12 protein-coding genes are annotated in these 11,839 nt (G+C 67.4%); 7 read left to right on the top strand and 5 right to left on the bottom strand.

Annotated elements, in window-relative coordinates:
- The first annotated feature begins 320 nt into the window (after positions 1-320).
- The 6 genes from BHE75_RS03810 (at position 321) to BHE75_RS03830 (ending at position 5,808) form a co-directional block, all read left to right on the top strand.
- Positions 321-1,091 carry an isochorismatase family protein gene (locus BHE75_RS03810; RefSeq protein WP_070932519.1) on the top strand — a complete coding sequence of 257 codons (771 nt, stop codon included), beginning with the start codon at positions 321-323 and terminating at the stop codon, positions 1,089-1,091.
- 238 nt (positions 1,092-1,329) lie between these two features.
- Entirely contained in the window at positions 1,330-1,635 is a 306-nt protein-coding gene (locus tag BHE75_RS23055; protein ID WP_084653441.1) for a DUF5076 domain-containing protein, read from the top strand.
- A gap of 40 nt (positions 1,636-1,675) precedes the next feature.
- Positions 1,676-1,921, top strand: coding sequence for a hypothetical protein (locus BHE75_RS03815; protein WP_139181634.1), 246 nt, complete (start codon positions 1,676-1,678; stop codon positions 1,919-1,921).
- A gap of 258 nt (positions 1,922-2,179) precedes the next feature.
- Positions 2,180-3,103, top strand: a complete 924-nt coding sequence (epsC, locus tag BHE75_RS03820; protein ID WP_070935464.1) for a serine O-acetyltransferase EpsC — start codon at positions 2,180-2,182, stop codon at positions 3,101-3,103.
- 10 nt (positions 3,104-3,113) lie between these two features.
- Positions 3,114-4,448, top strand: a complete 1,335-nt coding sequence (locus tag BHE75_RS03825; RefSeq protein ID WP_070932521.1) for a dicarboxylate/amino acid:cation symporter — start codon at positions 3,114-3,116, stop codon at positions 4,446-4,448.
- 106 nt (positions 4,449-4,554) lie between these two features.
- A complete protein-coding gene (locus BHE75_RS03830; RefSeq protein ID WP_191225143.1) occupies positions 4,555-5,808 on the top strand; it encodes a threonine synthase in 1,254 nt (417 codons plus the stop codon).
- Positions 5,809-5,832: 24 nt separating this feature from the next.
- On the opposite strand, the gene BHE75_RS03835 is transcribed toward BHE75_RS03830, so the two are convergent.
- From BHE75_RS03835 to BHE75_RS03855, 5 genes are all read right to left on the bottom strand, one after another.
- Entirely contained in the window at positions 5,833-6,156 is a 324-nt protein-coding gene (locus BHE75_RS03835) for a DUF3325 domain-containing protein (protein WP_070932523.1), read from the bottom strand.
- A 13-nt stretch (positions 6,157-6,169) separates the two neighbouring features.
- The gene (locus BHE75_RS03840; protein ID WP_070932526.1) at positions 6,170-7,681 is read right to left on the bottom strand and encodes a PepSY-associated TM helix domain-containing protein; all 1,512 of its coding nucleotides are present in this window, start codon (positions 7,679-7,681) and stop codon (positions 6,170-6,172) included.
- Between the two features lie 13 nt (positions 7,682-7,694).
- Positions 7,695-7,985 (bottom strand): iron transporter, encoded by a 291-nt coding sequence (locus BHE75_RS03845; RefSeq protein WP_070932528.1) that lies wholly within the window; start codon positions 7,983-7,985, stop codon positions 7,695-7,697.
- A gap of 7 nt (positions 7,986-7,992) precedes the next feature.
- On the bottom strand, positions 7,993-10,242 hold the full coding sequence (locus tag BHE75_RS03850; protein ID WP_070932529.1) for a TonB-dependent siderophore receptor: 2,250 nt from the start codon (positions 10,240-10,242) through the stop codon (positions 7,993-7,995).
- Positions 10,243-10,402: 160 nt separating this feature from the next.
- The gene (locus BHE75_RS03855) at positions 10,403-11,311 is read right to left on the bottom strand and encodes a LysR family transcriptional regulator (protein WP_070932530.1); all 909 of its coding nucleotides are present in this window, start codon (positions 11,309-11,311) and stop codon (positions 10,403-10,405) included.
- 112 nt (positions 11,312-11,423) lie between these two features.
- Between BHE75_RS03855 and BHE75_RS03860 the strand changes: the two genes are divergently transcribed.
- Positions 11,424-11,839, top strand: a 416-nt coding sequence (locus BHE75_RS03860) for an NAD(P)H-binding protein (protein ID WP_139181818.1), incomplete at its 3' end; no start/stop codon positions are given.

Genomic DNA, 11,839 nt, shown 5'->3' on the forward strand with positions numbered 1-11,839 from the left:
CTATCGGCCATGTTCGGCCCCGAGATGGTGCGCGGCGGGGCAAGAGGCAAGCCGATGCGGGGCGGAAGTGGCGGAAGGCCGGCCTCCGGCCACCGCGAAAGCGAGGCAACCCATTTTCCGGCGATCGACGCGACGAACGCACGGGGGAGGAACAGGGGGCCGGGCATGGATGGCGGCCGCGCCGTCCGGATCGCGACGTTGCCGTTTCAATTCAGTGACTTGGGTTCATGCCGATTTGCGAAGTTATCGACGGACGGAGGGTGGCGGATAATATGTGCCGCCATGTGCGTTGGGGCCGGCAAACCGTGGAGGAGCCTGCCATGCCCAGCGACACTGCCCCGCGTCCCGCCGACATCGTCAGCCCGATTACGGACTCCATCCTGCCCAACAGGGTCTCCGCAGCCGATGCCCGGGCGGCCGGGCGCTTCGGCCATGACAAGCCGACCCCGCGGAACAGCATCCTGCTTCTGGTGGACCACCAGATCGGCCTGATGGCCGGGGTTCGCGATTTCACCTCGACCGCCGAGTATAAAAGCAATGTCGTCGGCCTGGCGCGGATCGCCAGGGCGCTGGATATCCCGACCCTTATCACCTCTTCCAACGCCCAATGGCAGAACGGCGATACGCTGCCGGAGATCAAGGAACTGTTCCCCGAGCATCCGATCCATCGCCGCACGGGGATCATCAACGCCTATGAGGACCCGACCTTCCGCAAGGCATTTGAGGACCTTGTCGCCGCGACGGGCCGCAAGCACATCATCATCGCGGCCGTGACCATCGGCACCTGCTGCGCCTTCCCGACGCTCTCCCTGCTCAACGACGGCTATAAGGTGTTTCCGGTGATCGACGCCTGTGGGGCCTGGAACCGCTACGAAGCCGAAGCGGCGATGTCGCGCATGGCCAATGCGGGGGCCGAGCTGGTCACCACCTTCGCGCTCGGCTGCGAGCTTCAGGCGGACTGGAAGCTGCCGACGGCGGACGCGATGCTCGCGCCCTTCAAGCAGAACCTTTCCGAATATGGGTTCGTGCTCGAAAACTTCTGGAACAATGTCGGCAATCCGGCGGTGAGCGACCCGTTCGGCATGAAATAGGCGCTTCCCTTTGCGGGCAGGCTGCGCCGGCGGGGCGGGCGGTGAACAATGACCAGGACACATAGACAAATTGGGCTGTTTGGACAGCGATGGTTCGATCATCGGCGGTTCTGACCAAAGCCGGCCTGCCTGCCCGGACACGAGGCATTATGGCCATTCGCGAGAGCTTCGTTCTTTCCTAATTGCGGCCGCTTGGACGATGTGTGATCGATCGTTGATCGGAGTTCGGAGCGTGATCATGGACGAACGGCTTATCCCTGCTGCAGCACTACGCGATAACGATGCTTGGGAACCCCTTCGTGTGTGGGTCGCGGAGCGAAAGCTCCACTGCTCAATCAAGGTTGGTGTGTATGAAGAGAATGGTCCGCTGCCCGAAGACGCGGCGTGGGGCATCATTCTTGCCGATGTTGCCAATCACATCGCCGACGCCCTTGCCAAGGAAGGGCTACGTGACCGTGATGCCGCTATCCGAGAGATATTTAGAAGTTTCGTTTCGGAGTTGGGAGAACCCACGAGCGAAACATCGGGCGACTTTGTAAGTTAGAGGCCCGTTTCATATATCGCATAACTTTGGAATGTGGCGGGTGCCCGCAACGGTTGGCGAGGAAGCGGCCCATGATATCACAGGGGAGTGCCGCCTTCACTATCCCCACGAGAACAACGTGATTTGTTCGTTTGACGGCGGAAAACTCCGGCTGATCGCGGAGAACAATTATGATCCCGAGGGCCTGAATCTTATGGACGAATTTTCCGACACGATCTCGGCCTACATCGCGGAGCTATTTGATGGGACGATCAGACTTGTCGGCATTGAGAAACGGGTTGATTGAGCGGCCGCTCCCGCCGCTGGCAGTCCGACATCGGATAGTCCGCCCTCGGACTTTGCTGTCCTGCCAGCCCTTCTTTCTGGTCGCCTGACAGTTGCCGGTCACTGGCTCCGGAAATCGTCTGCGTGGCCCAGGGCAGATGCCGGACCCAGCGTGAATTGTTCCTTCCTACAGTTTTTCTATCGTATCAATAGAAATTGTTGTCTTGATCCCGGCCATCGGGAGCGGACAGGGGTGGCGATCCATGAGGAGCCGCCGCCGATGACCCAGACCGCCATCGAACCCTTCGATCCCAGCCGGGAGCTTGGCCCCATCATCGCCGGCCTGCGCGCGCAGCGGCTGCGCTGGCGGGCGGCGCATGAGCGGCATGCCGAGCATGGCGGCCACGGCTTTCCCCAGCGGCAGGCGATCAGCCGCATCCTGGCGCCGCTGAGCGCGCTGCTGTTCCCGCTGCGGCTGGGGCCGCCGGAGCTGAACCCGGCGAACGAGGACGCCTTCATCGAGGCGACGCTGGAGACGACGCTGCTGCAGCTGGCGGCGCAGGTGCGGCTGGAGCTGCGCTATCACCAGCGGGATGCGGCGGACGACGCGATCGAGGCGCGGGTGCAGGCGATCCTGCGCGGCTTCGCCACCGCGCTGCCCGGATTGCGCGCGCTGCTGGACAGCGACGTGCAGGCCGCCTGGCAGGGCGATCCCGCCGCGCGCAGCGTGGACGAGGTGCTGATCTGCTATCCCAGCATCACCGCCGTGATCCATTACCGGCTGGCGCACCGCCTGCACGAACTGGGCGCGCCGCTGGTGGCGCGGATCATCACCGAGATCGCCCATTCGCGCACCGGCATCGACATCCATCCCGGCGCGCGGATCGGCGCGCGCTTCTTCATCGACCACGGCACCGGCGTGGTGATCGGCGAGACGGCGGTGATCGGCGAAGGCGTGCGCCTGTATCAGGGGGTGACGCTGGGCGCGATCGGCCTGTTGATCGACGCGACCGGCGCCGCGCGCGGCGAGCCGCGCCATCCCATCGTGGAGGACGAGGTGGTGATCCACGCCGGCGCCACCATATTGGGCCGCGTGACCATCGGCCGGGGCGCGGTGATCGGCGGCCATGTGTGGCTGACCCGCGACGTGCCGCCCGGCGCCGAGGTGCTGCCCGCCGCGCCCGAGCTTGCCATCGTCGAATAATCGGAATCTGATGAGTTTCATGCCCCAACCCACCCGCGCCCGTTTCCGCCCCAGCTTCGGCACCCAGGTGCTGGCTTCGATGGCGATCGGCGTCCTGCTGGGCCTGATCGCGCGCGCGATCGGATCGCCCGACGGCGTGCCCAATGCGCTGGCGCAGACGCTGGCGACGATCGGCAGCATCTTCGTCCAGCTGCTGAAGGTGCTGGTGCCGCCGCTGATCTTCACCGCGATCGTCGCCAGCATCGCCAATTTCGGCGAGATGAAGAATGCCGCGCGGCTGGCCGGCCAGACCTTGCTGTGGTTCGCGCTGACCGCGCTGATCGCGGTTTCCATCGGCCTGGCGCTGGGGACGATATTGCAGCCCGGCGCGCACGCCCATGCCGAAGGGGTGACGGCCGCCGCCCATGCGGCATCGAGCGCGAGCTGGCTGGATTTCCTGAAAGGACTGGTGCCCGCCAACATATTGGGGCTGACGGCGGCCACCAAGCTGGAGAATGGCGGCGCCAGCACCAGCCTTTCCATCAACACGCTGCAGATCGTGGTGATATCGATCGTGATCGGCATCGCCGCCCTGCGATCCGGCGAGGCGGCGGCGCCCTTCCTGGCCTTCATCCGTTCGCTGCTGGCGATCACCCGGCGGATATTGAGTTGGGTGATCCGGCTGACGCCGATCGGCACCATCGGCCTGCTGGGCACCGCCGTCGCCCAATATGGCTGGACGACGCTGGCCCAGCTCGGCGCCTTTGCCGGGGCGATCTATCTGGGCCTCGCGATCGTGCTGCTGGGCGTCTATCCCGCGCTGCTGGCGCTGAACGGGCTGAGCCCGGCGCACTTCTTCCGCACCGCCTGGCCGGCGATCCAGCTGGGCTTCGTATCGCGATCCTCGATCGGCACCCTGCCGGTGACGGAGGCGGTGACCGAGCGGCTGGGCGTGCCGCGCCCTTATGCCGCCTTCGCCGTGCCGCTGGGCGCCACCACCAAGATGGACGGGTGCGCCGCCATCTATCCGGCGGTGGCCAGCCTGTTCATCGCCCAATTCTACGGCATCGCCCTGGGGCCGTCCGATTATCTGCTGATCGCCTTCGTTTCGGTGATCGGATCGGCGGCGACCGCGGGCATGACCGGCGCGGTGGTGATGCTGACGCTCACCCTTTCCACCCTCGGCCTGCCGCTGGAAGGGATCGGCCTGCTGCTGGCGATCGACCCGATCCTGGACATGGGCCGCACCGCCGTGAACGTGGCCGGGCAGGCGCTGGTGCCGCTGATCGTATCCCGCCGCGAAGGGATGCTGGAGGGCGCGCCGCAGGAGGACGATCCGCTCGCCTCCGTCGAAGGGCCGGCATAGGCCCTTTCGGGAAGCGCGATCGGCGCATCGCCCGCGCCCACTTTCCAAAACCACCGCAAAGGCCCATTGAGCCCGTTCCATCGCCTTGTTTCCGCCGGAGATTCCCATGACCGCCGATCTGACCGCGAGCCGGATGGTTTCCGCCAACCTGACGGCCGATCGGCCGACCTTCGTGACCCATCTGGAATGTTCGCTGACCGGCGAGCGTTATGAGGCGGACCGGCTGCACGGGCTTTCCGCCGCCGGCCGGCCGCTGCTGGTGCGATACGATCTGGAGGCGGCGGGCAAGGCGGTGACGCGCGAGGCGATCGCGGCGCGGCCGACCGACCTGTGGCGCTGGCGCGAGCTGCTGCCGGTGCGGAACACCGCCGACATCGTCAGCCTGGGCGAGATCGAGACGCCGCTGGTGCCGATCCCCGAAGCCGGCGGCGCCAATGTGATCGTGAAGGACGAGGGGCGGCTGCCCACCGGTTCCTTCAAGGCGCGCGGGCTGGTGATGGCCGTCGCCATGGCCAGGGCGCTGGGCGTGACGCGGATCGCCATGCCCACCAACGGCAATGCCGGCGCCGCGCTGGCCGCCTATGCCACCCGCTGCGGCATCGAGACGATCGTGTTCTGCCCGGAGGACACGCCCGAGATCAACGTGCGCGAGATCGCGATGCAGGGCGCGCGGGTGTGGCGGGTGAACGGCCTGATCGACGATTGCGGCGCGATCGTCGCCGAAGGGGCCAAGCAGGGGCGCTGGTTCGATTTCTCCACCCTGAAGGAGCCCTATCGCATCGAGGGCAAGAAGACGATGGGGCTGGAGCTGGCGGCGCAGCTCGGCTGGCGGCTGCCCAGGGCGATCTTCTACCCCACCGGCGGCGGCACCGGCCTGATCGGCATGTGGAAGGCCTTTGCCGAGCTGGAGGCGCTGGGCTGGATCGGGCCCGAACGGCCGAAGATGTTCGCGGTGCAGGCCGACGGCTGCGCGCCGATCGTGAAGGCGTTCGACGACGGCGTGAACCATGCCGAACGCTGGGAGAACGCCCACACCATCGCCGCCGGCATCCGCGTGCCGCGCGCGGTGGGCGACTTCCTGATCCTGGCCGCGGTGCGCGAGAGCGGCGGCAGGGCGCTGGCGGTGAGCGACGCGGAGATCGCCCGCGCCGTGGACGATGCCGCCCGCAAGGACGGCCTGCTGCTCTGCCCCGAAGGCGGCGCGACCCTGGCCGCCTATCGCCGGGCGCTGGCGGAAGGGCTGATCGGGGCGGAGGACAGCGCGGTGCTGTTCAATTGCGCCACCGGCCTGAAATATCCGATGCCGGCGGCAGACAATGCGCTGGACCGGACCAGGCCGATCGATTTCGATCTGTTGTGAGGGCGCGCGCCCGATGGCGCCAGATCAGACGATCAGCACCAGCAGGGCCAGCGGGAGGGCGGCAAGCCCCATCGCCGGCAGCCAGCGCGGGCGATAGAGCAGGGCCAGCACGACGATCGCGGCGGCGGCGGCATTGAGGCCGACCCATTCGACCATGCCCGCCCGCCAGCCCGGCGCGGCGAGGCGGAGCGCGAGCGAGGCGGCGAGGAAGGTCCAGCCGGCGATGCGGAGCGGGGCTTCGTGGCGGACGAGCCGGCCGTCGGGCACGGCCTGCGCGGCATGGCGGCGCATGGCGAGGCTGAGCGCGGCATAGGCCGCGAGCAGCAGCAGGGCGGAGGCCATCGTCATGAAAGCCCCCGCGTCATGCCAGCGCCGGCCGGCGGCGGCGCGGGGCGGCGGGCTGGCGCCGGTGGAGGTGGAGCGCGGTCATCAGCGCGCCGCAGCCGATGGCGAGCGCGACGAGATCGAAGCCCGCGAACAGCCAGTCGCCATGGATCAGGCTGGCGGGAAGCCCGCGCGCGGTGGTGAGCGCGGAGACCAGCGGCAGCAGCAGCCAGCCCAGGCCCATCATCGCCGTCAGCTCCGCCCAGCCGCGCCGGGGGGCGCGGGCGAGGCCGAACAGCATCGCCGCCGCCCAGCAGAGGAAGAAGGCCCGGACCTCGATGCCGGGACGATCGGCGAGGCCCACGGGCGCCAGCCGGTTCGCCCAGAAGAAGGCGGCCATGGCGATCGGCAGGCCGGCGACGGTGCCGACGGTGAGGCGGGCGACGAGATGGTGGCCGAAGCCCCGGCCTTCCGGGCGGCTGACCGTCCACAGCACCAGCCCGCTGGCGATGGTGGCGGACAGCGCCAGCCCGCAGAGGAAATAGAGCCAGCGGCTGACCCAGGGGGCGAAGCGGCCCATGTGGAGGCCGTAGAGCACGTCGAACGTCTTCTTCGCGGGGCGATCCTCCGCATAAGCGGTGAGCAGCCGGCCAGTGACGCCGTCATAAGCGAGCTTGCCGGCCGAATAGCCGAGCTGATCGGCATCGTCGCGCAGCACCTGGATCACGGCCGCCGCATCGCCGGGATTTTCCACCGCGACATTGCCGATCCGCCCGCCATCGAAGCGGCGGCGGGCATCGGCGAGGATCGCCTCGACATCGCCGAGCGGGGCGGGGCGGCCGCTGCGTTCGCGCTCGAAATAGCCGGGCGCCACTTCCGCGAACATCGTCGTGGTATCCTTGCCGTAATTGGCGACGAGGCCCCAGGGCATGGTGAGGGTGACCAGGGTGAGGACGCCGGTGAAGGTGATCATCAGGTGGAAGGGCATGGCGAGCACGCCCAGCACGTTATGCGCATCCAGCCAGGACCGCTTGCCCTTGCCCGTCCGCAGCGTGAAGAAATCGGCGAAGATGCGGCGGTGGGTGATGATGCCCGATATCAGCGCCACCAGCATCAGCATGCCGGCGGCGGACGCGAGGATGCGGCCCCACGGATAGGGAAGCTGCAGCTCGAAATGGAAGCGGTAGAAGAATTCGCCGCCCAGCGTCTCGCGGATGCCGTCCGGCCGGCCGCTATTGGGATCGAGCGCCGCGAAGCGATAATCGTCGCCGTCGGCATAGCTCGCCTCGATGGTGGACTGGCGATCGTCCGGGGCGGTGAGATACCAGGCCGGCGCGTTGGGCGCCGCCTTTTCCAGATAGCGGATGGCGGCGGCGGTGGCCTTCACCTGATCGGGCGCGGCCGTGACCTCCGGCCGCATCCAATCGCCGATTTCGGAGCGGAAGACGGTGGCGGTGCCGGTGAGCGCCATGGCGAAGAGCAGCCAGCCGAGCACCAGCCCGGCCCAGCCGTGGAGCCATGCCATGGATTGGCGGAAACCGGTTTTCATGGATGCGCCCGCTTCATGGATGGGGGCCGAGCGCCCAGGCGATCGCGGCGGCGATCCCCGCGACCGCGACGATGCCGGCCCAGGCGCGCGCGGCGCTGCCGACGGCGAAGGCCCAGATCGCCGCGGCCGGCATCACCAGCAGCGCGACGATGGTGGCGACGGTCGAGGCTTCGGCCCGCGCCATCGGCAGCGCGCGGGCGAACGCCATCGCGACGGCGGCGGCGAGCGCATAGCCGCCGACGGCCGCCGCCACCGTCCGCGATGCGACGCCGAGGCGGTAGCGGAGGGTGAGCGGCGGCTTCATCGCCCGATCAGAACCGGTAGCCGACGCTGAAGTTCACCGTCCGCCGCAGGCCGAGGAAGCAATCGCCCCGGCCGAGGCAGGTGGTGTAATATTTCTTATCGGTGAGGTTGGTGGCGTTGAGCGACAGGCGCCACGCGCCATAATCCAGCCCGATCATCGCATCGGCGGCCAGATAATCGGGCGTGACGAGCGTATAAGGCACGAAATTCACGTCATAGGTGGGCGAATAGCTGTCGCTGACATAGCGCAGGCCCGCGCCGATGCGCAGCTTCGCCTCGTCGGTGACGGCGACATGCTTCATCGCCCAGATCGAGGCGAGATGCTTCGGAATGCTTTCGAGCTGATTGGTCGAAAGGCCGACGCCGGCATCGATCTGATCGCTGAGATTGCTGTCCCTGGCGCGGGTGTAGCTGTAGGAGGCGATGATATCGAGATCGTTCGCGATGCTGCGCGAGGCTTCGACCTCGAAGCCCTTGGTCCTCACCTTGCCGGCCTGGATCTGGTTGTTGGGATTGGACGGATCGTTCACCAGCCGGCCGCTATCCTTCATGTCATAGGCGGTGACGGTGACGAAGGTGGCGGGATCGGGCTGCCACTTCACGCCGATCTCATATTGCCGGCCGCGCGTGGGATCATAAGGCTGGCCGTAGAAATCGGCGCCGGCGATCGGCTGGAACGATTCCGTATAGCTGACATAGGGCACCACGCCGGGCGCGATTTCGTAGAGGAAGGCGATGCGCGTCGTCCATGCATGGTCGACGAAGCGCTCGGCGCCCTCCGTATCGTTGGTCGCGCGATCGTAGCGCAGACCGACGAGCAGGGTGGCCCTGTCGAACGCCTTGATCTGATCCTGCACGTAGAAGCCCGTCTGTTCCTGCTTGGTATCCGGAACATCGTAGAAGGTCAGCGGCATGACATTGCCATAGACCGGGTTATAGGCGTCGATCGGCGTGGTGCCGGGCGGGATGGGATTGCCATCCTCGTCGAAGCCGTTGTTCGACATGGCGAAGGCATCGCGCTCGCGCGTCTTGTAATGCGCGTAATCGAAGCCGACGAGCAGCTTGTGGGTGAGGGGGCCGGTGGCGAAATCTGCCTGGAGCTGGCTGTCGGTGGTCAGCGTCCTCGAATGGAAGACCTCGCCGAAGGCGTAGCGGTTGAGCACGCGGTTGGGGCCGAGCGCGGCATATTCCGGGAACACGGCGTTCAGATAGGGATCGGCCGGATCGAGATAGGGCGCCGCCGGGCTGCCGCCGTAGATATCGGCATAATGCAGGATCTGGCTGGACTTGAACCATTCGTAGCGGGCGTTCTGCCGGAATTGCAGGGCTTCGCTGAACCTGTGGCTGAACTGCGCCGACACCCATTCGGTGTTGTAATCGACCTTGTCGACCGAAGGTTCGCCGAGGTTGCGGCTCCACGGCAGGGGGCCGAGCGGGTGATCCTTGCCGAACAGCGTGGAGACATAGGGCAGGAACTGGCCGGTCCAGCCATTATTGTCGTCCTGCACCAGGCCGATCAGGGTAAGCTCCGTATCCGATCCCATCCGCCAGGTGAGCGAAGGGTTGATCGTCCAGCGCTTTTCCCTGGCATGATCGGTCTGGGAATCGGCGTCGCGCCAGACGGCGACGAGCCGGGCGGCGAGCTGATCGCCCAAGAGCGGGCCGGTGACGTCGATGCCGGCTTCCTTGCGATCGAAGGTGCCGTAGGAGACGAAGCCCTCGCCGCCGAAATCGAATTGCGGGCGCTTCGACGTGGTGTTGACGAGGCCGCCGATCGGCGCCTGGCCGTAGAGCATGGAGGAGGGGCCGCGCAGCACCTCCACACTGGAGAGCGTGAAGATTTCCTGCCGCGAACCCTGGCGATAGCCGAAGGAGCGGCGCATGCCATCCTGATAGACGCCCGGTTCGGTGCCGCGCACGAAGCCATAGTCGCCGCGCGTATCGAGGCCATAGGCTTCGGTGCGGACGCCGGCGGTGTAGCGCAGCGTATCCTGCAGGTTGAGGGCGCCCATTTCGAGGAAGCGTTCGGCCGAAACCACCGTGATCGCCTGCGGCGTATCGATCAGCGGCGTATCCGTCTTGGTGCCGATCGGCGATTGATACTGGGCGCCGGTGACGATTATGTCGGCGGGATCGACGGGCGCGCTGGCGGCGTCCTCCGCGCGGGCCGGCGCCGTGGCGAGGCCGATGACGAGCGCCAGTGCCGTGGCGGAGCCGCCGAACGGAAATGCGCCGGAGCGTCCCTTGGCCGAACCCATGCAACCCCCTTTAATGATATCGATAACGACTCGCAATAGAGGCGCTCATATGGCGGGGAGGGGGAAGCGTCAATGCCGTCCGGCGGGGGCACGGATCGGGCAGGCGCGGGCTCCATGTCCCGCGCTCCCCGCGCTCCCCGCGCGCCGGATGCGGCGCGGGCTATCCGCCGTTGCCGATCGCGGCCCGCATGCGCGGCACCACGAAATCGAGGAAGGCCCTGATCCGCCCCGGAATGCGCTGGGTGCCGAGGTGCAGCGCGTTGATTTCCTCCACATCGCCGCCGCCGGCATCGTCGAGCACCGTCACCAGCCGGCCGGCCGCGATATCCTCCGCCACATGGAAATGGCCGAGCCGGGCGAGGCCGACCCCGGCGATCGCCATGCGCCGCACGGTTTCGCCATTATTGGCGAGCAGCCCGCCCCGGACCACGCGATCGACGACCCGGCCCGCCTGGCGGAACGGCCAGACCGGGGCCGAGCGGCGGAAGTTGAAGCCCAGGCAATTATGCCCTTCCAGATCCTCCATGCCCTGCGGCGTGCCGTGCCGCGCCAGATAATCGGGGGCCGCGACGATGTGCCGCCGCGTGGCGCCGATGCGCACCGCGACCAGGCTGGACGAGGCGAGCGCGCCGATCCGGAAGGCCACGTCTGTCCGTTCCAGATAAAGATCGACGACATCGTCGGACAGCGACAGATCGACCTGCACGTCCGGATGGGCCTGCCAGAAGGCGGGCAGCAGGGGTTCGAGGACATGCACGCCCAGCGCCACCGAGGCATTGACGCGAACCGTGCCGCTGATGCGGGGCGACCCTTGCGCCAGCCCCTGTTCCAGATCATCCAGATCGGCGAGCAGCGCGAGACTGCGTTCATGATAGGTGCGGCCTTCGTCGGTGAGTGCCAGCCTGCGCGTCGAGCGTTCGACGAGGCGCACGCCCAGCCGCCGTTCGATACGGCTGACGAGCTTGCTGACGGTGGACGGCGTCATCCGCAATTGCCGGGCGGCCTCGGAAAAGCTGCCGGTTTCCGCCACCCGCACGAAGACGAGCATCTCGCCGGCCCGATTATCCACCCGCCTCGACCTTCCATCTGTGAATCCGCTTCCCAGATCATGTGCCGGCCCGGCCGATTTTCAAGATGCGATCACAGGCCCATTTCACGGGGGATTTCGAAGGAGGCATTTCATGAATATCTTCGTGACCGGCGCGAGCGGTTATATCGGCGGATCGGTGGCGGCCCGGCTGGCGGGCCTCGGCCATAATGTGCGCGGGCTGATCCGCAACGCCGCCCGCGCCGGCGAGCTCCGCGCCCACGGCATCGAGCCGGTGATCGGCACGCTGGACGACGGCGCCCTGCTGACGGCCGAGGCGCGCGCCGCCGATGCGGTGATCAACGCCGCCAGCAGCGACCATCGCGGCGCGGTGGAGGCGCTGCTGGCGGGGCTGGCCGGATCGGGCAAGCGCTTCATCCACACCAGCGGCACCAGCCTGGTGGGCGACGAGGCGGTGGGCGAGCCTTCGGACGCGATCTTCACCGAGGAGACGCCGGTGACGCCCGCGCCCGACAAGGTGGCGCGGATCGCGATCAACCGGCTGATCGA

This window comes from Edaphosphingomonas haloaromaticamans (assembly GCF_001853345.1).
GTDB lineage: Bacteria > Pseudomonadota > Alphaproteobacteria > Sphingomonadales > Sphingomonadaceae > Sphingomonas_E > Sphingomonas_E fennica.